Source organism: Streptomyces spinoverrucosus (assembly GCF_006539505.1).
Taxonomy (GTDB): domain Bacteria; phylum Actinomycetota; class Actinomycetes; order Streptomycetales; family Streptomycetaceae; genus Streptomyces; species Streptomyces spinoverrucosus.
Map to the genome: position 1 here is coordinate 20,925 of NZ_BJND01000038.1, position 20,267 is coordinate 41,191.

17 protein-coding genes, 1 tRNA gene and 1 pseudogene are annotated in these 20,267 nt (G+C 70.3%); 6 read left to right on the forward strand and 13 right to left on the reverse strand.

What is annotated here, in order from left to right; all coding sequences use genetic code 11:
- Positions 1-21 precede the first annotated feature (21 nt).
- Positions 22-861, reverse strand: coding sequence for an EamA family transporter (locus SSP24_RS24765; RefSeq protein WP_141311898.1), 840 nt, complete (start codon positions 859-861; stop codon positions 22-24).
- Positions 858-1,355 carry a YbaK/EbsC family protein gene (locus SSP24_RS24770; protein WP_141311899.1) on the reverse strand — a complete coding sequence of 166 codons (498 nt, stop codon included), beginning with the start codon at positions 1,353-1,355 and terminating at the stop codon, positions 858-860. The genes SSP24_RS24765 and SSP24_RS24770 overlap by 4 nt, the downstream gene beginning before the upstream one ends.
- A 121-nt stretch (positions 1,356-1,476) precedes the next feature.
- Here SSP24_RS24770 and SSP24_RS24775 point away from each other — a divergent pair, with 121 nt between their 5' ends.
- The gene (locus tag SSP24_RS24775; RefSeq protein WP_141311900.1) at positions 1,477-2,262 is read left to right on the forward strand and encodes a class I SAM-dependent methyltransferase; all 786 of its coding nucleotides are present in this window, start codon (positions 1,477-1,479) and stop codon (positions 2,260-2,262) included.
- Between the two features lie 64 nt (positions 2,263-2,326).
- On the opposite strand, the gene SSP24_RS24780 is transcribed toward SSP24_RS24775, so the two are convergent.
- Genes SSP24_RS24780 through SSP24_RS24790 form a run of 3 tightly spaced genes read right to left on the reverse strand, consistent with a single transcriptional unit; the run spans position 2,327 to position 5,941 of the window.
- On the reverse strand, positions 2,327-3,199 hold the full coding sequence (locus SSP24_RS24780; RefSeq protein ID WP_229864931.1) for a geranyl diphosphate 2-C-methyltransferase: 873 nt from the start codon (positions 3,197-3,199) through the stop codon (positions 2,327-2,329).
- A 34-nt stretch (positions 3,200-3,233) separates the two neighbouring features.
- Complete coding sequence (locus SSP24_RS24785) at positions 3,234-4,520, reverse strand: family 2 encapsulin nanocompartment cargo protein terpene cyclase (protein WP_141311901.1); 1,287 nt, start codon at positions 4,518-4,520, stop codon at positions 3,234-3,236.
- 5 nt (positions 4,521-4,525) lie between these two features.
- The gene (locus SSP24_RS24790) at positions 4,526-5,941 is read right to left on the reverse strand and encodes a family 2B encapsulin nanocompartment shell protein (protein ID WP_141311902.1); all 1,416 of its coding nucleotides are present in this window, start codon (positions 5,939-5,941) and stop codon (positions 4,526-4,528) included.
- A gap of 241 nt (positions 5,942-6,182) precedes the next feature.
- Between SSP24_RS24790 and SSP24_RS24795 the strand changes: the two are divergent.
- Positions 6,183-6,266, forward strand: a pseudogene (locus SSP24_RS24795) (type II toxin-antitoxin system RelE family toxin); the annotation flags it as partial.
- Positions 6,267-6,366: 100 nt separating this feature from the next.
- Here SSP24_RS24795 and SSP24_RS24800 read toward each other — a convergent pair.
- Positions 6,367-8,571, reverse strand: a complete 2,205-nt coding sequence (locus SSP24_RS24800; RefSeq protein ID WP_141311903.1) for an MMPL family transporter — start codon at positions 8,569-8,571, stop codon at positions 6,367-6,369.
- A 102-nt stretch (positions 8,572-8,673) separates the two neighbouring features.
- Positions 8,674-9,273, reverse strand: a complete 600-nt coding sequence (locus SSP24_RS24805) for a TetR/AcrR family transcriptional regulator (protein ID WP_141311904.1) — start codon at positions 9,271-9,273, stop codon at positions 8,674-8,676.
- A 206-nt stretch (positions 9,274-9,479) separates the two neighbouring features.
- On the opposite strand from SSP24_RS24805, the gene SSP24_RS24810 reads away from it, so the two are divergent.
- Entirely contained in the window at positions 9,480-12,710 is a 3,231-nt protein-coding gene (locus SSP24_RS24810) for a S41 family peptidase (RefSeq protein WP_141311966.1), read from the forward strand.
- Positions 12,711-12,793: 83 nt separating this feature from the next.
- On the opposite strand, the gene SSP24_RS24815 is transcribed toward SSP24_RS24810, so the two are convergent.
- The 4 genes from SSP24_RS24815 to SSP24_RS24830 all read right to left on the reverse strand — a co-directional run bounded on the left by SSP24_RS24815 (position 12,794) and on the right by SSP24_RS24830 (position 16,379).
- A complete protein-coding gene (locus SSP24_RS24815) occupies positions 12,794-12,973 on the reverse strand; it encodes a hypothetical protein (protein WP_141311905.1) in 180 nt (59 codons plus the stop codon).
- Positions 12,974-13,048: 75 nt separating this feature from the next.
- Positions 13,049-13,933 (reverse strand): SDR family oxidoreductase, encoded by an 885-nt coding sequence (locus SSP24_RS24820; RefSeq protein ID WP_141311906.1) that lies wholly within the window; start codon positions 13,931-13,933, stop codon positions 13,049-13,051.
- Positions 13,930-14,856, reverse strand: coding sequence for an alpha/beta fold hydrolase (locus SSP24_RS24825; RefSeq protein WP_141311907.1), 927 nt, complete (start codon positions 14,854-14,856; stop codon positions 13,930-13,932). The genes SSP24_RS24820 and SSP24_RS24825 overlap by 4 nt, the downstream gene beginning before the upstream one ends.
- Entirely contained in the window at positions 14,853-16,379 is a 1,527-nt protein-coding gene (locus SSP24_RS24830) for a flavin-containing monooxygenase (protein ID WP_141311908.1), read from the reverse strand. The genes SSP24_RS24825 and SSP24_RS24830 overlap by 4 nt, the downstream gene beginning before the upstream one ends.
- 125 nt (positions 16,380-16,504) lie before the next feature.
- On the opposite strand from SSP24_RS24830, the gene SSP24_RS24835 reads away from it, so the two are divergent.
- Entirely contained in the window at positions 16,505-17,149 is a 645-nt protein-coding gene (locus SSP24_RS24835; protein ID WP_141311909.1) for a MerR family transcriptional regulator, read from the forward strand.
- 267 nt (positions 17,150-17,416) lie between these two features.
- Entirely contained in the window at positions 17,417-18,658 is a 1,242-nt protein-coding gene (locus SSP24_RS24840) for a recombinase family protein (protein ID WP_167529691.1), read from the forward strand.
- Between the two features lie 59 nt (positions 18,659-18,717).
- Here the strand turns inward: SSP24_RS24840 and SSP24_RS24845 are convergent, their stop codons facing one another.
- On the reverse strand, positions 18,718-19,521 hold the full coding sequence (locus SSP24_RS24845) for an exodeoxyribonuclease III (RefSeq protein ID WP_141311911.1): 804 nt from the start codon (positions 19,519-19,521) through the stop codon (positions 18,718-18,720).
- Positions 19,522-19,590: 69 nt separating this feature from the next.
- On the opposite strand from SSP24_RS24845, the gene SSP24_RS24850 reads away from it, so the two are divergent.
- A complete protein-coding gene (locus SSP24_RS24850) occupies positions 19,591-20,067 on the forward strand; it encodes a GNAT family N-acetyltransferase (RefSeq protein WP_141311912.1) in 477 nt (158 codons plus the stop codon).
- A gap of 102 nt (positions 20,068-20,169) precedes the next feature.
- Here the strand turns inward: SSP24_RS24850 and SSP24_RS24855 are convergent.
- Positions 20,170-20,243 (reverse strand) — tRNA-Ala (locus tag SSP24_RS24855).
- Between the last annotated feature and the right edge of the window lie 24 nt (positions 20,244-20,267).

The window sequence follows — 20,267 nt, forward strand, 5'->3', positions numbered from 1 at the left end:
CACCAACGTACGGCCGCACCCTCACCCCAACATGAGCCCGATCCCCACCACCAACAACCCCGCGGCGACGATCCGCGCCGCCCCGAAACGCTCCTTGAACACCACGGCGCCGATGGCCGCGCCGACGATGACCGAGGACTCGCGGAGGGCGGCGATGGGCGCGAGGTCGGCGCGGGTCTGTGCCCAGAGGATCAGGGCGTACGCGCCGACGGACAGCGCGGCGCCCAGCAGCCCCAGCCCGAGGAACGGCCGCAGGCGCGCGACGGTTTCCGTGCGCCAGGCGTACACCGCGTACGCCGGTATCACGACCCCCTGCACCGCCATCAGCCACGCCACATAGCCGAGCGCCGACCCCGACGCCCGCACGCCCAGCCCGTCGACGACCGTGTACACGGCGATGGACAGCCCGGTCGCCAGCGCCGCGCCGATCGCGGGCCAGTCGGGCTGCCGCCCGCGCAGCCCCCACAACGCGGCGCCGGTCAGCCCCGCGCAGCTCAGCGCGATCCCGGCCACCACCCACCCGTCGGGCACCTCGTGCGCGAAGATCGCGGCCAGCACGGTGACGACGAGCGGCGCACTGCCGCGCGCGATCGGATAGGCCAGCCCGAAGTCACCGAGCCGGAAGGACTTCATCAGCAGCGCGTAGTAAGCGATGTGCACCGCGGCGGACAGCAGCAGATACGGCCAGGCCCGCGCCGCCGGCACCGCCACGAACGGCAGCAGCGCGAGCCCGATGACGAGCCCGCCGCCCGAGATCAGCGCGAACCCGACGAGCTTGTCGGTGATGCGGTGGGCGATGGCGTTCCAGCCGGCGTGCGTGACGGCGGCGAGCAGGACGGCCGATGTGACCAGCGGCGTCACGCAGCGCGCTCGCGGACGTCCACCAGGGTGCCGCCGGCGTGGGCGATCAGTTCCTTGGGTGCCATCGGGAAGACGGTGTACGGCGTCCCGGCCGCCGCCCACACCACGTCGTGGTCGAGCAGCGACCGGTCCGCGAGCACCCGCGTCCTGCTCCGATGCCCGAACGGCGGCACCCCGCCAATGGCATACCCGGTGGTCTCCCGTACGACGTCGGCGCGGGCCCGGGTGACCTTCTCGGCACCGAGCTCCTGCCGCACCAGCTCCACGTCGACGCGGGACGCCCCGTCCATCAGCACCAGCACGGGCACCCCGTCGGCGGCGAAGACGAGCGACTTGCAGATCTGACTGAGCTCGCACCCGATGGCGGCGGCGGCCTCGGCGGCGGTACGGGTGGCGTCGGGGAACCGGCGGATCCGTCCGCGCAGCTCGCTGAGCCCGAGCGCGTCCAGAGCCTCGGCGAACCGTGGATGAGCTCCTGCGTCCGAAGTGGTCATGAACGGCACGCTAGCGGCCCGTGTACAACACATGCGACCGGGTTACGACCGCTGCGCACGCCGTGGGCCTCCCCCGCGCGCCCCTGCTGCTGCGCCGTGGCGCTCCCCGATCATGGCCGATATGTCCCGCTACCTGTTCGACAACACGGACGCGCGCACGCCGGACCGCTTCTCGGTCCTGGAGTCCTGCTACGACCACTTCTCGCGCCGCCAGCTCCTGCTCACCGGTCTCGCCCCCGGCTGGCGGTGTCTGGAGGTCGGCGGCGGAGGCGGTTCGCTGGGCGACTGGCTGGCCCAACAGGTCGGTCCCGACGGCGAGGTGACGGTCACCGACCTGGATCCGCGCTGGGCGCAGTCACGCCCGCACCCGCCCCAGGTCCGCCTCCTCCGCCACGACATCGTCAACGACCCGCTGCCGGGCGACGGTTATGACGTGATCCACGCCCGCCTGGTCCTGCTGCACCTGCCGGAGCGCCTGGACGTCCTGGACCGCCTGGTGGCGGCCCTACGGCCCGGCGGCCGGCTGGTCCTGGACGAGTTCGACTGCACCTGGACGCCCCCTCTCGCCGCCCCGGACGAGGCGGCTGTCTCCCTCTTCCAGCACGTCCACTCCGCGCTGCTCACCCAGCTGGAAAAGGCGGGCGCGGACCCGCTCTGGGGCCGCCGCACCCTGGCCGCCCTGACGAACGCGGGCCTGACCGAGGTCACGTCCACGACCTACGCCGAGTCCTGGCCGGGCGGCGGCAAGGGCATCGGACTGCACCGCGTGAACATGCAGCAGGCAAGGGAGGGCCTGCTGGCGGACGGCATCACGGACGAGGAGCTGACCCGCTTCTACGCCCTGTTGGACAACCCGGCGTTCGTCGTCAACTCTTACCCCCTGATCAGCACGCAGGGCTGCAAGTGAGCAACCCCGCCCCGCGACCGCGCCCGGCCCGGTCGCGGGAGTGCGCCGGGCCGGGAGGCGGGGTTCAGATGCGGTCGGCGACGATCATGAGGTAGTGGAAGCTGCCTTCCTTGTAGGCCGTGAGGAAGGGCTCCTCGATGCCGGTGGCCACGGAGGACTTGGCACGCAGTTCCCAGTACGGAATGGTGTCCGCGGTCAGGTCGACCACCTTGATGGGGACGAGGTTGTTGGCGGCGAGCGCCTTGAAGTACTCGCTGCGCGGGTGGATGTTGCAGGTGTAGTGCTCGTCGATGCGGCTGACGGCCTTGGAGCGCAGGCCGGTGACGTCGTTGGAGCAGCCGGTGATGCAGACGTAGCGGCCGCCGTACTCCAGCAGGCGCGCGAACTCGGCGTACAGTTCGCGCAGGTCGACGTACATGGTCGTCTCGTTGGTCCAGATCGCGCGGCGGGAGCCGGTGTCGAGACGGGTGTCGAGCATGTTCCGGAAGTGGAAGCGGACCTTGTCGGCCACGCCCCGCTTCGCGGCCTGGTCGTTGGCGAAGGCGACCTGCTGCTCGGAGATGGTCACGCCGTCCACATGGCAGCCGAAGCGGGCGTTGGCCATGATGCTGGTGCCGCCGCGGCCCGAACCGGCGTCGAGCAGACGGTCCTCGGGACCGATCTCGCCGAGGTGGTCGAGGAGGACGTCGGCCTGGGCGGTCTCCAGGCGGTGCAGTTCCTCGATGATGCTCTGGTCGCGGGTCGCGGCGGGGCCTGCCAGGACGGACGGGTCGTAGTCGCCGAGGCCGTAGTGGTGGTGGAAGAGGCCGTCGACCTCGCCGAGGCGCAGGTTGACGGGGTCCTTCTCGCTGTTCCAGTAGGCGGCGACGGACTTCTGGTAGTCCGTGCGCAGCACGTCGCGCATCGCGAGGTCTTCCATCTGGGAGGACTTGGCCATGGGGATCCTTCTCAGGTAGGGGAGGTAGGGGGGTTCAGGCGGCGCCGTGGTAGCGGGCGCTGCCGGCGTGCCACTCGCGGCTGCCGCCCAGCCAGGCCCAGGTACCGGCCAGGAAGCGGCGCAGCTCGGGGGAGCCGGTGGCGGCGAGGGCCGCGGCCTCGCTCTCGAAGGTGTGCATCAGTTCGTTGTGGATCTCGACGGTGCGGTCGACGGCCTCTTCCAGCGAGCAGTCGTCCTCGGCGGCGATCAGCCGGGGCAGGCTGAAGTCCGTCGGGTCCTCCTTGCCCATGGAGTAGAGGTCGTTGACGATCACGCTCGCCGAGCCGGCCATGGTGAACGCCCTGCGCACCCGGGGATCGGAGAACTCGGCCATCGGGACCTCGTAGCCCGCGACGGCGTCGACGAGCACCATGCACGGCACGAAGCTGTTCTCGTGCCGGTGCATCAGGAACTCCCAGACGGGCGGCCGCTGTTGCGCGGTGTGCCAGACGCCTTCCTGGCCGTAGGCGACGAACATGATGGCCAGTTCGTGGCGGAGCCGCCGCACCTGGGTGGTGGTGGCGTACGGGATGAGACCGGCGAGGCTGGAGCGCAGCGCCCGCATCACCGGATCCGCCCGCACCACTTCCTCCAGCTGGGGTGCGTAGGCGAGCGGGAGGTGCGCCTGGTCGATCACGGAGTGCGCGATCGCCAGACGTTGGCCCAGCAGGTCGTGCCGGGCCTCCTCGGCCTCGCCGTCGACGTAGTGGTCGTCGACGGACCACTCGGCGAGCGCGCACCGGGCGGCCGCGAGCAGCCGGTCGGGGTCGTCCGACTCGGGGTGGGCGAGCATGATGAGCCGTCCGAAGCCGGCGTTGCGGACCCGGTCGAGCTGGCCGGGATAGATCCCGACCTCCTCGGCCCACTCGACCAGCCGCTCGTTGACGGTCTCGCCCAGGGCGGGGTCGTCGCGGACGGCGGGCGGGCAGTGCAGCCCCCGCACCGGGTCCGCCGGGGCGGGCTCCTGGCGGGGTGGCGGAGCGGTGCGCAGGTGGGCGGCCGAAGTGCCCGGCCCGGTGGGGCCGGTGGGCAGCCGCACGGCCGGGGGGCGAACTGCCGCGGGTGGTGCGCTGGGCTGCGGTGACGACGGTGAGGGTACGGTGATCCGCGCCGCCGCGGTGCCCAGCCCCGTCGGCGCGGACGGCAGGCGTGGCCCGCCCGTCGCCTTCGGGGCGTCCGGCAGCCGCGGTGACGCCGACGCCCGCGCCGTCAGCAGCGCCCGCACCAGCCCCGCCACGTCGTGGTCCGCCTCGGGCGCGACGGCCCGGGAGATCAACGACACGCGCGTCAGCTCCCGTTCGTGCGGGTGACCTGGACGTTCTCCAGGATGCCGAGCGCGTCCGGCACCAGCACCGCCGCCGAGTAGTAGGTGCTGACCAGGTAGGAGATGATCGCCTTCTCGCTGATGCCCATGAACCGTACGTTCAGCCCGGGCTCGACCTCGTCCGGGATCCCCGTCTGGTAGAGGCCGATCACGCCCTGGTCGTCCTCGCCGGTACGCATCGCGATGATCGACGAGGTGCCCTGCTTGCTGACCGGGATCTTGCTGCACGGCAGCAGCGGCACCCCGCGCCACGCGGGCAGCATGTTGCCGTGCACTTCCACGCCGCCGAAGTAGATGCCCCGCTTGTTGCACTCGCGGCCGAACGCGGCGATCGCCTTGGGATGGGCGAACATGCAGCGGGTCTTGCGGCGCATGCTCAGCAGCTCGTCGAGGTCGTCCGGGGACGGCGGCCCGGAGAACGTGGAGATCCGCTGGTCGAAGTCGGCGTTGTGGAGCATGCCGAAGTCCCTGTTGTTGACCAGCTCGTGCTCCTGCCGCTCGCGCAGCGCCTCGATCGTCAGGCGCAACTGCTGCTGCGTCTGGTTCATCGGCTCGTTGTAGAGGTCGGCGACCCGGCTGTGCACCCGCAGCACGGTCTGCGCCACGCTCAACTCGTACTCACGGGGGTGGAGTTCGTAGTCGGCGAAGGTCTGCGGCAGGGGCGCCTCGCCGACGTGACCCGAGCTCAGACTGATCTCCGCCTCGCCGGATTTGTTCAGCTTCTTGTGACCGTTGGAGCTGATCAGCCGCACATGCTCCCGCAGCTTCTCGTGCCGGTCGGCGACCGCCTTGTACGCCGTCAGCGGCAGCGCGAGCACCGTGGTGGGCGTGGCCGCACGCGCCGTGAACTCCCACTTCTTGCCCGGGTCGGCGAGGACATGGCCGCCGAAGGCGTCGCCGTCGGCCATCAGACCGAGGACCACCTCGTCGCCGTACGGGCCCTCGCCGATCCGCTCCACCTTGCCGTGCGCGACCAGGTAGACGTGGTCCGCCTTCCGGCCCTCCGCCACGATGACCTGGCCGGGCTCGAACTCCTTCTGCACGAACTTCTCCGCGAGCGCGCCGAGCGCGTCGCCGTCCGTGAAGCCGCGCAGTGGCGGCAGCTCGCCCAACTCCTCCGGCACGACCTGGACCTTCGCGCCGGTCTTCACGAACGACACCCGTCCGTCGCCGAGCGTGTAGGCGAGGCGGCGGTTGACCCGGTAGGTCGCGCCCGGCACGTTCACCCACGGCAGCATCCGGGTCAGCCAGCGCGAGCTGATGCCCTGCATCTGCGGCTCGGACTTCGTCGTGGTCGCCAGATTCCTGGCCGCCTCGGTACCGAGGCTCTGCCGCTCCTCCTCGGTCTGCGCCGGGGGCGCACTCGTCTCGACCGACATCTCACACCTCTTCCTGTGGGACGGTTACGTTGCGTGCACAGGCCTACCAGGACATCAATCACTGTGAGTAATTGATTCGGTGGGCGCACAGAGGTGTTCGGGTATCGACCGAATGCGCCCCTCACGCTCCCCCGCGAAGGAAAGCTGCTGTTCGGCGATGCGCCAGGTCAACGAAGAGATGACACCAACGGCCAGATCGGGTAACTCCTGACAGTCACAGAAAGTGATCGAACGGGTGACACCGGACCGGCGCCGACTCCGCGTCGGCGATCACCGCATCATCTACACGATCGACAACGGAGAACTGGTGGTCTACGGCACCTGACGCCAGTCTGCGGAACCCACTGGATTCACCGGAAGAAGCCGGTGAGGGCAAGCCCCGTCCCCACGGTGCCCTCACCGGCTGTCTCAAGGGAGCCGTCGCGTCAGACGCGTACCAGCTCCCGGTCCTCCTGGCCGCGGTCCGTCTCCGTGCGCAGGCCCTCGCCCTCCACATCGACGTTGGGCAGCGCGCGGTCCAGCCACTTCGGGAGCCACCAGGCCTTCTTGCCGAGCAGCGCCAGGACCGCGGGGACGATGGCCATGCGGACGACGAACGCGTCGAAGAAGACCGCGATCGCGAGGCCGAAGCCGATCATCTTGACCATCGACTCGCTGGAGCCGATGAAGCCCGCGAAGACCGCCATCATGATGACCGCCGCGGCCGTGACGACCCGCGCGCCGTGCCGGAAGCCCGTCACCACCGCCTGGCTGGGCCGCTCCCCATGGACGTACGCCTCCCGCATCCGCGTCACGAGGAACACCTCGTAGTCCATCGCCAGGCCGAAGACCACGCCGACCATGAAGATCGGCATCATGGACATCACCGGGCCGGTCTCCTCGACGCCCATGAGGCCTGCGAGCCAGCCCCACTGGAAGACCGCGACCACCGCGCCCAGCGCCGCCATCACGCTCAGCAGGAAGCCGAGGGCCGCCTTCAGCGGGACCAGGATGGAGCGGAAGACCACGATCAGGAGCAGGAACGCCAGGCCGACCACCAGGATCAGATACGGGATCAGCGCGTCGTTCAGCTTCTCCGACACGTCGATGTTCATCGCCGTCGCGCCGGTGACCAGCACCTCCGCGTCCGTGTCGGCCTTGACCTGTGCTCCGGTGTCCCGGATGGAGTGCACCAGGTCCTCGGTCGTCACCGACGACGGCTTGGAGTCGGGGATCACGGTGATCGTCGCCGTGTCGCCGGCCTTGTTGGGCACCGGCGGCGTCACCGTCACGACGTTGTCGAGGCCCTTGATCTCGTCGGCGACCTCACCGAAGGCGGCCTGGGCGTCGTCGCTCGACTTGGCGTCGACCACGACCATCAGCGGGCCGTTGAAGCCGGGGCCGAAGCCCTCCGAGAGCAGGTCGTACGCCTGTCGCTGCGTCGTCGACGTCGGCTGGGAGCCGTCGTCGGGCAGCCCCAGTTCGAGCGACGCCGCCGGGACGGCCGCCGCGCCGAGGCCGAGCACGCCCAGCAGGAGGACGGCGACCGGACGGCGTACCACAAAGCTCGCCCAGCGCGTGCCCATGTTCGGCTTGTCCGCAGCCTTGGACCGGTTGCCGCCGAGCAGCTTGCTCTTCTCGCCCGCCGGGCGCACCTTCCGGCCCGCGTAACCGAGCAGCGCCGGAATCATCGTCAGCGCGATCAGGACCGCGATGGCCACCGTGCCCGCCGCCGCGATGCCCATCTTCGTCAGCATCGGGATGTTCACGACCGACAGGCCGACCAGCGCGATCACGACCGTCAGGCCCGCGAAGACCACCGCCGAGCCCGCCGTGCCGACCGCCCGGCCTGCCGCGTCCTCGCGCTCCCGGCCCTCGGCCAGTTCCGCCCGGTAGCGGGAGACGATGAACAGCGCGTAGTCGATGCCGACCGCGAGGCCGATCATCGTGGCCAGGGTGGAGGTCGTCGAGCCCAGGTCCAGGGTGCTGGCCAGGGCCGTGATCGACGCGACGCCGATGCCGACGCCGATGATGGCCGTCAGCAGCGGAAGTCCCGCCGCGAGCAGCGAGCCGAAGGTGATGACGAGGACGACCGCGGCCACCGCGATGCCGATGATCTCCGTGGTGCCGGTCTCCGGCGTCGCCTGGAGCGCGTCACCGCCGACCTCCACGGTCAGCCCGGAGTCCCGCGCCTCCTGCGCGGCCTCCTCCAGTGCCTCCCGGGACGAGTCCGCCAGCTCCATGCCGGAGACCTCGTACTTGACCTGCGCGTACGCGACCGTGCCGTCCCTGCTGACGGCCTTCGCGGCGTACGGGTCGGCGACGGAGGCGACCTCGGAACCGTCGGACAGCTCCTGGACGGTCTTCTCGACGGTCGACTTGTTGTCGCCGTCGGTCATCTTCTCGCCGGCCGGCGCCTTGAAGACGACACGGGCGGTCGCTCCGTCGGCGCTCATACCGGGGAATCGTTCCTCCAGCAGATCGAAGGCCTTCTGGGCCTCGGTGCCGGGGATCGAGAAGGACGTGGTGCCGGGGGCGGGCGCGCTGGCCGCGCCGACACCGGCGAGGGTCAGCAGCGCCACCCAGATCAGGGCGACGAAATGCCGTCGCCGGAAGGCGAGCCGGCCGAGTTTGTAGAGGAACGTGGCCACGAGGGCGTACTCCCGGTCAGGTCGTGGGGTATTCAGGGCAGGGGTGATCAGCCCGACGACGTGAGCGGTGACGTCAGGTACTCGGGACTGCGAGTGGGGATCTCAGGTGGTGGGCACGCCGAGGGCGGGGAGGACCACGGCGTCGATGTACGAGGTGAGGAAGGCCCTCGTCGGCGGCAGATCGTCGATCAGCGCACGGGTCGCGAACGCGCCGAGCATCATGTGCACGACGTAGTTCAGCGCCGGGTTGTCCGCCCGGACCTCGCCCCGGTCGACCGCCCGCTGGATCAGCTTGCGCAGCTCCTGCGTCTCCGGCTCCACGAGAAGTTCCTTGAACGCCCTCATGAGGTCCGGGTTGGTGTGCGCCGCCATGGCCAGAGCCCGCATCAGCGCGGCGTTCTGCTCCATGGTGCAGTCGTCCTCGTGGGCCATCAGGGCGTGGAAGTCGCCCCGCAGGGACCCGGTGTCGACGTCGGCGATGTTGCCCGGCTTGTTGTGCCGGATCGCCCTGGCCACCAGCTCGGCCTTGCCGCCCCACTGGCGGTAGAGCGTGGCCTTGCTGGACTTGGTACGGGCGGCCACGGCGTCCATGGTGAGGGCGTCGTAGCCGACTTCCCGGAGCAGGTCGAGCACGGCCTCGTACAACTCGGCCTCACGCTCGGGTGTGATTCGACTGCGACGCGCCGTTGCGACCTCAGCCACGCGACTCACCCTTCCTGCTCGCTCGTCGTCCGTCTCCGTACGACTCTCCGTACGACACGGTCTCGTACACGACGAATGTAGCGCAGGGCTCGCGCGAAACGAAACCGTTTCGTACGTGTCCCGGGTCACGTGCCGCCCACCAGGCATTCCCAAGCAGCGTTTTGCACGACTTGCTCCGGTCCGTCCCCCGGGCGAAGCATGGGATGGTGACCTATCTGCGTCTGCCCCACCTCAGCGGTGACCTGCTGTGCTTCGTCGCCGAGGACGACCTCTGGCTCGCTCCTCTCGACGGCCCGGGCCGCGCCTGGCGGCTCACTGTCGACCGCACCAAGGTCGGCCACCCGCGCTTCTCCCCCGACGGCCGCCGGATCGCGTACACGAGCTGGCGCAGCCTCGACCCGGAGGTGTACCTGGTGCCGGTGGAGGGCGGCACCGGCCGCCGCCTCACGTACTGGGGCAGCTCGGACACCCAGGTGTGCGGCTGGACCCCGGACGGCGACATCCTCGCCGTCGCCTCGCACGGCGAGCCGTTCTCGCACTACACGTGGGCCTACAAGATCTCCCCGGACGGCGACCCGGGCCGCAAACTGCCCTGGGGCCCGGTCGCGGACATCCAGGTCGCCGACATCGAGGACGGCCACTGCACCCTCCTCCTCACCGGCACCCCGCCCCACGAACCGGCCTCCTGGAAGCGGTACCGCGGCGGCGCCATGGGCCGCCTCTGGCTGCACGGCAAGCGCCTGCTCGCCGACCTCGACGGCCATCTGGACTCGCCGATGTTCGTCGGCGGGCGGATCGCCTTCCTCTCCGACCACGAGGGCGTCGGCAACCTCTACTCCTGCGCCTACGACGGCTCCGACCTGCGCCGGCACACCGACCACGACGCCTTCTACGCCCGGCACGCCGCCAGCGACGGCACGCGGGTGGTGTACCAGTGCGCCGGGGACCTGTGGCTCGTCGACGACCTCGCCGCGGACTCCGCGCCCCGCCGTCTCGATGTGCGCCTGAGCGGTCCGCGCGCGGGACGCCGTACCTACCAGGTGCCCGCCGCCCACCACGTGAACGGCATCTCGGTCGACGAGACCGGGCGGGCGAGCGCGGTCGTCGTCCGCGGGAGTCTGTACTGGCTCACGCATCGCGACGGTCCCGCCCGCACCATCACCGACACTCCGGGCGTACGGGTCCGGCTGCCGGAGATGCTCGGCTCGGGCGGTCGGCTCGCGTATGTGACGGACGCGGAGGGCGAGGACGCCATCGAGTTCGCCTATCTGCCGCGCGCCACCGGCGACCGCGAGCCGCGACGGCTGGCCCGCGGGGAGCTGGGCCGGGTGCTGGAGATGGTCTCCGACCCGGAGGGCGAGCGGCTCGCCATCGCCGCGCACGACGGGCGGTTGCTGCTGATCGACGCCACGGAGGAGTCGAACGGCGAGGTGACCGAGCTGATCCGGTCGATCAACGGGCCGGTGCGGGACCTCGCCTTCTCGCCGGACGGTTCCTGGCTGGCCTGGTCCCACCCGGGCATCGGCCGGTCGCTGCGGCAGATCAAACTGGCCCGGATCAAGGACCGTTTCATCGTCGACGTCACCAACGGCCGATTCGAGGACGAGAACCCGGTCTTCACCAGCGACGGCCGCTATCTCGCCTTCCTCTCCTGGCGCGGCTTCGACCCGGTCTACGACGTCCACACCGGCGACCTGTCCTTCCCGCTGGGCTGCCGCCCGCACCTGGTGCCGTTGTCGTCGGCGACCCCCTCCCCCTTCGCGCTGAACCCGGAGGGCCGCCCGGCCGCCGGCGGCCTCGACCCGCTGGACGAGGAGGAGTCGGGCGAGGGCGCTGCGGTGACCGTCGAGGTCGAGGGCCTGGAGAGCCGGGTCACGCCCTTCCCGGTCCCGGCATCCAAGTACTCGGGGCTGTTCCCGGTCGCGGGCGGTGGGCTGGTCTGGCTGCGGTGGCCGATCTCGGGCGCACTGGGCGAGACGTTCGCCAACCCGGACGACCCGAGCGAACGGCCGACCCTGGAGCACTTCAACCTCGCCAAGGCGAAGAAGTCCGAACTGGTCGCCCGCCTCGACTGGTTCGCGGTCAGCGGCGACGGCACGCGGCTGGTCCTGCTCGACGAAGGTGAGCTGCGCGCGGTGCCCGCCACCGAGCCCGGCGACAGCGACACGACGACCTGGATCGACGTACGCCGCATCATGCACGAGGTCGACCCGGGCGCCGAGTGGCGGCAGGCGTACGAGGAGGCCGGGCGGCTCATCCGCGCCTACTTCTGGGAGCCGGGGATGTGCGGGATCGACTGGGACGCGGTGCTCGACCAGTACCGGCCGCTGGTCGACCGGGTCGCCTCGCCGGACGAGTTCGCCGACCTGCTGCGCGAGGTGCTGGGCGAACTGGGCACCTCCCACGCCTACGTCTCCGCCGCCCGCCGCAACGAGGGCCCGGCCCACTACCAGCGCAGGCAGGGCCTGCTCGGCGCCAACTTCGTCCACCGCGAGGGCGGGTGGATGGTCAAGCGCATCCTCCCCGGCGAGTCCTCCGACTCCAAGGCCCGCTCTCCGCTGGCCGGTTCGGGCATCCGCGAGGGCGCGATCCTGACCCACGTGGACGGCCGCCCGGTCGACCCGGTGACCGGCCCCTACCCACTCCTCGCGGGCGCGGGCGGTACGACGGTGGAGCTGACGTTCACCCCGGCCGAAGGGGAGGGCCGCTCCCGGCGGGTCGCCGTCGTCCCGCTCGTCGACGAACGTCCGCTGCGCTACCAGGACTGGGTGGCCAAACGCAGGGCGGTGGTACGGGAGTTGAGCGGCGGCCGCTGCGGCTATCTGCACATCCCCGACATGGGCGGCTCCGGCTGGGCCCAGTTCAACCGCGACCTGCGCATGGAGGTGTCCCGGCCCGCACTGATCGTGGACGTGCGCGGCAACGCGGGCGGCCACATCAGCGAACTGGTCATCGAGAAGCTGACCCGCACGATCCTGGGCTGGGACCTCACGCGCAACGCCCAGCCGGTGTCGTACACCTCGAACGCGCCGCGCGGCCCGGTGGTGGCGCTGGCGGACGAAGCCACGTCCTCCGACGGCGACATGATCACGGCCGCCTTCAAACTCCTCAAACTGGGCCCCGTGGTCGGCCAGCGCACCTGGGGCGGCGTCGTCGGCATGACGGGCCGCCACCGCCTGGGCGACGGCACGATCATCACCGTACCGATGAACGCGGCCTGGTTCGACGCGTACGGCTGGTCCGTCGAGAACCACGGCGTCTCCCCCGACGTGGAGGCCCTGCGCACCCCCCTCGACTGGGCAGAGGGCCGCTACGCCCAACTCGACGACGCGGTCCAACTGGCCCTGAAACTCCTGGAGACAGAGCCCGCGGCAACGCCGCCGGACTACAGCCACGTCCCGGACAGGTCGAGGCCGAAGCTCCCACCGAGGGCTTGAGGATTTTTGACCATGAGAAACATGAACGCAGGGCACCCTCCAAGAGAAGGGCACCCTGCGTCACGGGCGAAGCCGACTACGCGTTACGCGTCGTAGTCCTGCTCGAACCGGTCCTGCTCCTCGCGCCGCTGACGCTCCATCTCCTCGTCCTCGCGCTGCTGGCGGCCACGCTGCTGGCCACGCTCCTTGGCCTCACCGGCCTTCTGCTTGGCCTGCTCCTGCAGACGCTCGGACTTGTCCTGGAACTGGTCCTTCATGCCCATGTGGGTTCACTCCCGTGGGGGTGAGGGGATCTGGCACGACCAGATTCACACGGGCGATAACCCTGCGCATGTCGATCAGTTACGGACCGTAGTGCGGTGCTGCTCGTCGGCCGCGCCACCCGCGCCCACAAGCCCCGCCCGCATCCCCCGCAGCCGGGGCGCGAATCGCCGCATCTCGCGCTGCCCCACGGTCCCGATGAGCCCGGGCAAGTATCCGCGCACGCCCTGCATTCCGCGCAGCCACCACTGCCCGTACACATGGCTCGACCGACGCTCGATCCCGGCCACGATCCGGTCCACCGCCGGGCCCAGCGGATACGTCTTGTTGGCCGGCCACGGCAGCCGCTGCCTCAACTCCCGCATGACGTCATCCTGATCGGCCCCGCGCACCATGTCGGTGTCGGTCCACGACAGATACGCGACGCCGACCTTCACGCCCTGGTGGCCGACCTCGGCGCGCAGACTGTGCGCGTACGCCTCCACGCCCGACTTGGACGCGCAGTACGCGGTCATCATCGGCGCCGGTGTGATCGCGGCGAGGGAGGCGACCTGGAGCAGATAGCCCCGGCTCTCGGTGAGCACCGGCAGGAAGGCGCGGGCGGTCACCGCGGAGCCGATGAGATTGACCTCGATGACCCGCCGCCAGGCCTCGATGTCCGAGTCCACGAAGGGCCCGCCGGTCGCGACGCCCGCGTTGGCGACGACGATGTCGACCTTGCCGAACCGCTCCTTGACCTCCTGGGCCACCTTCGCCATGGCGGCGTGGTCGGTGACGTCGGCGTACCAGTGGCCGCTCTCGCTGTGCAGCCGCGCGGAGACCTGCTTGAGCTCGTCCGGCTCCAGCCCGACCAGCGCCACCTTGGCGCCGCGCGCCGACAGTTTGCGGGCGAGCAGCTCCCCGACGCCCCGCGCGGCCCCGGTGACGACCGCGACCTGTCCCTCCAGGCTGACCCTGCTCATGCGCCCTCCTTGACCGGTTCCTCCGGCGCGTAAGTGGTGACGAGTTCGCGTATCTTCCCGGTGACCAGCTCGGGAGCCTCCACCGGTGTCATGTGGCCGAGCCCGGGCAGCTCGGTGAGCCCGACGCAGTGCGGCAGCGCGGCGACCAGCGCACGGGCGTGCATCGGGGGCGTGAGCCGGTCCTGCGCGCCGACGACGACCTCCGTGGGCGCCTGCAACTGCCGTACGCCGTGGTCGAGATCGAGGAGACTCAGCACGTGCGACCAGGTGTGGCGCACGGTGCGCGGGCAGGCGTGCACGATCCGCGCGCACGCCTCCACCATGTGCGGGGCGGAACCGGCGCCCATGGTGGCGTACTTGAGGATCCGGCGCGCCAGGGGCGTGACCGGGCCGAGGGGCGCGCGGGAGCCGAGGATGTGCCGGGTCAGCCAGGTCCGCAGCCTGCCCGCCCTGATCGGTACGACGGTCGACTCGGCGACCAGCCGCGAACTGCCCGTGCTGCACAGCAGGACGGCCGCCGCGTGCGCCCGGAAGCGTTCCCGTTCGGCCGCCGCCATCACCGTCATACCGCCCATGGAGTGTCCGGCGATCACCGCCCGCTCCCCGGGCGCGAGCGTCGCGGCCAGTACGGCTTCCAGGTCGTCGGCGAGGGCCTCCGTACTGCACACGCGGCTCGCGGGGCTGCGTCCGTGGCCGCGCTGGTCGTAGGCGATGACGCGGTGATCGGGCGCGAGGGCACGGATCTGCGCGGCCCAGAAGGCGGTGGAGCAGGTCCAGCCGTGCACCAGGACCACGGCGGGCGCGCGCTCGGGGCCGTGCACCTCGACGTGCAGGCGTGCGCCGTCGGCGGAGGTGACGGTCAGTTCGCGGGCGGGGACGGGTGGGGCGTAAGGGCCGGACGAGACGTGCAGGACGCGGCTCATACGGTGGCCTCCTGAGCCTCGTCGGTGACTCGTGCCGCGGACGGGCTTCCCGCGGACGGGCGCAGCACCTCGTACTCCCCCAGATCCACCCGCCGTGTCGCGCGCCGGAACTCGCCCGTCGTACCGGGCCAGATGGTCGTGTTGCGCCCGTTGGCATCCAGATACCAACTGTTGCAGCCACCGGTGTTCCACACCGTGCGCTTCATCCGCTCCTGCACCCTGTGGTTCCAGGCGCGGACGGCGGAGGGGCGTGCGTCGAGGGCCACGCGCCCGCCGAGCACCTCCAACTGCCGTACGTAGTCGGCCATGTAGTTCAGCTGGGACTCGATCATCAGGATCATGGACGAGTTGCCGAGGCCGGTGTTGGGCCCAATGATCGTCACCCAGTTCGGGAACCCGGCGGCGGACGCCCCGCGCAGGGCCTCCATCCCGTCCTTCCAGGTCTCGGCGAGCGTGCGCCCGTCCGCGCCCACCACCCGCTCGGCGATCGGCATGTCGGTGACGTGGAAGCCGGTGCCGAAGACGATCGCGTCGACCTCGGTCTCGGTGCCGTCGGCGGCGATGACCGTCGAGCCGCGGATCTCGCTGAGGCCGCCGGCGACGACGTCCACGTTGGGCTGGGCGAGCGCCGGATAGTAGTCGCTGGACAGCAGGATCCGCTTGCAGCCGATGCGGTAGTCGGGGGTGAGCTTGGCGCGCAGGGCGGGGTCCTTGATGGCGCGGGCCATGTTGCGCTTGGCCAGCTGCTCGACGAAGCCCAGCTCACCCGGGTGCTTGGTGAAGGCCTGGACCTGCAACTCCCGGATGCCCCACAGCAGTCCGCGCCGCAGCCGGGTCGTCAGCGGAAGGGCGCGGTGCAGTCGGCGCTCGGCGTCGCTTATGGCGCGGTCGACGCGGGGCAGGACCCAGGGCGGGGTGCGCTGGAAGAGGACGAGTTTCGACACGGAGGGCTGGATGGCGGGCACGATCTGGATCGCGGAGGCGCCCGTGCCGACCATGGCGACCCGCTTGCCGCGCAGGTCGTAGTCGTGGTCCCAGCGGGCCGAGTGGAACACCGCGCCGGGGAAGGTGTCGAGCCCCGGGATGTCGGGGATCTTCGGGTCGGACAGCGGCCCGGTGGCGGAGACGACGAGGTCGGCGGTGAGGGTGCCGGAGGCGGTCTCGATCTCCCACCTCAGCTCGGCGGCGTCCCAGGTCATCCGCTTCACCTCCGAGTTGAAGCGGATGTGGGGGCGCAGCCGGAAGACGTCCGTGACGCGTTCCAGGTAGGCGCGGATGTGCTCCTGCCCGGAGAAGGTGCGCGGCCAGTCGGGGTTGGGTGCGAAGGAGAAGGAGTACAGATGCGACGGCACGTCACACGCGCACCCCGGGTAGCTGTTGTCCCGCCAGGTGCCGCCGACGCTGTCGGCCCGTTCCAGGACGACGAAGTCGGTGATCCCCTCGCGGCGCAGCCGCACGGCCGCCCCGAGCCCGCCGAACCCCGACCCGACCACCGCCACCCGTACATGCTCGTGCTCGGCCATACCGACGCCCTCCCTTCAACTCCGCCAGTGAACACTGGCGCAATCGGGAGAGTAGAGGAGCTGTGTACTGATGGGTAGGGGGCGGTACGAGGAAAGTTACCGGCGGTACGACTTAGGGTTCGGACGTGGCAGTAAAGCGTGAGTACCGCATGGAGGAGCTGGCCCGGCTGGCCGGCATCACGGTGCGCACCCTGCGCTTCTACCGCGAACGCAAGCTGATCCCGCCACCCCGCCGCGAGGGCCGTATCGCCTGGTACGACGACCACCACCTGGCCCGCCTGCGCACGATCGCGGCGCTGCTGGAACGCGGCCACACGTTGAACGGCATAGCGGAACTCGCCGAGGCCTTCGACCACGGCCGGGACGTCGCCGACCTGCTCGGCGTCGGCGCCCCCACCGAGGAGGAGCCGGTCCGCCTCACCCCCGAGGAACTCGCCGACCGGTTCGCGGGCCAGGCGACCCCCGAGAACCTCGCCGCCGCGCTGGAGCTGGGCTACCTCGGCACGGACGGCGACGAGATCGTCCACATCAGCCGCCGCCTGCTGGACGTGTCGTCGGCACTGGTACGGGAGGGCATCCCGCTCGCGGAGGTACTCCGGGCCGGCAAGGAGGTCCGCTCCCACGCCGACGCCCTGGCCGACCTCTTCGCCGACCTGGTCCTGCGCCACGCCTCGGAGGAGGACCTGCCCCGCCTGCGCCCCCTGGCCCGCAGCGTGGTGGAGGCGGAGCTGTCACTGGCACTGGACCGGAGGATGCGCAAGCAGCAGTAGCTCAAGCGCTTTGCAAATCCTGAAGGTTCACACGATCGAGGTACCTTCCCGACTTCGACGCCCGGAATGACGTTCGCGCTCCGAGAGTGAGATCGAAAAGGCCCCGGCGGCTGTTCCAGCAGCCCCGGGGTATGGCCGACTCTGACTAGGAGCGTCGACGTGCCCAAGCGTAGTCACCGACCAGCCCTGTGCACTCCCTCCCGCTGGACTTCCGGCGAGCGACGGCCGAGGGCCCTTGCCGCCTTGCGCCTCAGTTGCGTCACCAGCGTGACCACTTCACCGAGCCGACAGCGTTCCGTCATCCAACTCTCAGCCGAGAAGCTCGGCTTCACCCTGATCGCGGAGGCGTCGGACCTCGGGGTCTCGGCCCGCCAGACGTCCCCGTTCGAGAGGCCCTCCCTGTCCTCTTGGCTGCGTCAGCCGCATGAGTACGAAGTCGTCATTTGGTCACATGTCGATCGCGCCGTTCGCTCCGTGGCGCACATGGCCGAGTTGATCGCATGGGGGCGAGAGCACACCCGGACACTCGTGTTCGGCATGCCGGAGGACGATCACCCGCTCGTCGTGACACCGCAGGCGGACGGCTCGACCATCCGGCGGTGTATGGACCTCGCTCACGACGCCGAGCGGGAAGCCCGCACCATCTCCGCCCGGCTCAGCAGCAGTCACGAAGCGCTGCGCGCAACCGGTCGCTACGGCGGTGGGCTGATTCCCTTCGGCTACCAGAAGGCACCCCACCCCTCGGGCAGCGGGTGGTGCCTGACTCCTGATCCCGAGACCGCCGCAGTCGTCCGCATGATCGTGGAGCACGTACACGCGGGACAGTCGCTGATCACCATCGCCCGCGAACTGAACGACTCAGATGTCCTGGTGCCCCGCGACTGTCATGCCCAACGCCAGGGGCGTCCGACAGGTGGCCTTCGCCACGGACGTGACTTCGAACGATTCCAGTGGACCTCAGGCACGCTGTCCAAAGTGCTGCGCAGCCCGTCACTGATGGGGCACCGGACTCATGGAGGAAAGACGGTTCGCGACGCAACCGGTGCCCCGGTACTGATCGGACAGCCGCTGCTGTCCGACGAGGAGTTCCAGGCCCTGCAACACGCCCTTGACGCACGTTCCAACGGCACTCGTCAACCGAGGAGTCGGACGACTGCGCTGCTCACCGGCGTCGCACATTGCTCGGGCTGCTATGGACGCATGTACTTCGCAGCCCGTAAGGGCTATCCGTACGGCGACTACATGTGCCGCGCGACCGCGCGGGCTGAAGTGTGCCCTGCCCCGGCCGGGATGCGGTCCGACTGGCTCGAGGCGTATACGGTCGACCGTTACCGCGCGGCCACAGCGACGGACACCGCCGTTTCCCGAGAGCTTCTCCTCGACAGCGGTGTCCGTGTCATCGTCGCCAAGGGTCGCTGCGGCGGTGGCCCCGCCCGGCTTGCCGGGCCGGACACCTCACGCTTGACCTTCACGCTCGATGAACGCATCGGAGCGCGCCAGAACAGCTGAGTTCCGGCAGGCCGGCCGAGCGAGGCATGCGATTTCCCGATCACCTCGCTCGGCCCGCGTCACATCTCGAAGACCACCGATACCGGGGCATGGTCCGACCACCGCTCCTGGTGGCTTGCCGCTCGCTCCACGACTGCCTTGACGGCCCGTGCCGCGAGCCCAGCGGTCGCCACCGCAAGATCAATGCGCCACCCTGAATCGTTGTCGAAAGCGCGCCCCCGATATGACCACCACGTATACGGCCCATCGATGTCCGGATGTAGCGCCCGTACGACATCGACGTAACCGCCTCCGGCCGGATCGAACACCTGCGTGAGCCACTCCCGTTCCTCCGGCAGGAAGCCGGAGTTCTTGGTGTTGCCGCGCCAGTTCTTCAGGTCGGCCTGCTGGTGGGCGATGTTCCAGTCGCCGCAGACGAGCACCTCACGCCCGTCGGCGGCGGCCCGCTCCCGCAGGCCCTTGAGGTAGGCGAGGAACTCGTCCATGAAGCGGACCTTCTCGTCCTGCCGCTCGGTGCCGACCTCGCCGGACGGGAGATAGAGGGAGGCGACCGTCACACCGGGCAGGTCGGCCTCGACGTAGCGCCCACTGCCGTCGAACTCGGCGGACCCGAACCCGACCCGCACGGCGTCCGGCGCACGCCGGGTGTACAGGGAGACGCCCGCACGCCCCTTGGCGGCCGCCGGCGCGTGCACCACATGCCAGCCCTCCGGCGCACGCACATGCTCGGGCAGCTGCTGCGGCTCGGCACGCACCTCCTGCAGGCAGAGCACATCGGCTTGCGTACCGGCGAGCCACTCCACAAAGCCCTTCTTCGCGGCGGCCCGCAGTCCGTTCACATTCACAGTGGTCACAGTGAGCACTGGGGCACCCTACCGGCACACTGGACAAAGTCCGGATTCCGCATTCTGCATAGGTGTACGATCCCCAGCATGCATATACGCCGCGTCCCCTTCGACCACCCCGACGCCGTGAAGCTCAACGACGAGGTCCAGGCCGAGTACCACGAGCGTTACGGCGACGGCGGCGACGCCACCCCCCTCGACCCGTCGGACTTCCGGCCGCCGAACGGCGTGTATCTGATCGCCTACGACGAGGCCGACCGCCCTGTGGCCACCGGCGGCTGGCGCAGCCAGGACGAGAACGACGAGGGCAACGAGGACGGCGACGCCGAGCTGAAGCGGATGTATGTGATCAAGGAGCTGCGCGGCCGCGGTCTCGCCCGGCGCATGCTCGCCGCCCTGGAGGACGATGCCCGCGCCGCCGGCCGTATCCGCATGGTCCTGGAAACCGGCACCCGCCAGCCGGAGGCCATCGCCCTCTACACCTCCAGCGGCTATGAGCCGTGTACCAAGTTCGGCTACTACCGCTTCTACGAGTCCAGCCGCTGCTACGCGAAGGCCCTGTGACGGGGGCCACTTGAGGGGCGGTCACCTGGCCCGCAGCACGACGTCGCCTGCCCCACAACGCACTAGAGCCCCGCCGGAATCCCGGCGGGGCTCTATGCTGCGTGGACCTGAGGGGATTTGAACCCCTGGCCCCCTCGATGCGAACGAGGTGCGCTACCGGACTGCGCCACAGGCCCTTGCAACGAGTGAAACTTTAGCAT

Excerpts from the sequence above, each read along its gene's own strand:
- SSP24_RS24770 (WP_141311899.1), bottom strand. The coding sequence starts at position 1,355 with ATGACCACTTCGGACGCAGGAGCTCATCCACGGTTCGCCGAGGCTCTG.
- SSP24_RS24775 (WP_141311900.1), top strand. The coding sequence starts at position 1,477 with ATGTCCCGCTACCTGTTCGACAACACGGACGCGCGCACGCCGGACCGC.
- SSP24_RS24780 (WP_229864931.1), bottom strand. The coding sequence starts at position 3,199 with ATGGCCAAGTCCTCCCAGATGGAAGACCTCGCGATGCGCGACGTGCTG.
- SSP24_RS24790 (WP_141311902.1), bottom strand. The coding sequence starts at position 5,941 with ATGTCGGTCGAGACGAGTGCGCCCCCGGCGCAGACCGAGGAGGAGCGG.
- SSP24_RS24815 (WP_141311905.1), bottom strand. The coding sequence starts at position 12,973 with ATGGGCATGAAGGACCAGTTCCAGGACAAGTCCGAGCGTCTGCAGGAG.
- SSP24_RS24820 (WP_141311906.1), bottom strand. The coding sequence starts at position 13,933 with ATGAGCAGGGTCAGCCTGGAGGGACAGGTCGCGGTCGTCACCGGGGCC.
- SSP24_RS24825 (WP_141311907.1), bottom strand. The coding sequence starts at position 14,856 with ATGAGCCGCGTCCTGCACGTCTCGTCCGGCCCTTACGCCCCACCCGTC.
- SSP24_RS24830 (WP_141311908.1), bottom strand. The coding sequence starts at position 16,379 with ATGGCCGAGCACGAGCATGTACGGGTGGCGGTGGTCGGGTCGGGGTTC.
- SSP24_RS24850 (WP_141311912.1), top strand. The coding sequence starts at position 19,591 with ATGCATATACGCCGCGTCCCCTTCGACCACCCCGACGCCGTGAAGCTC.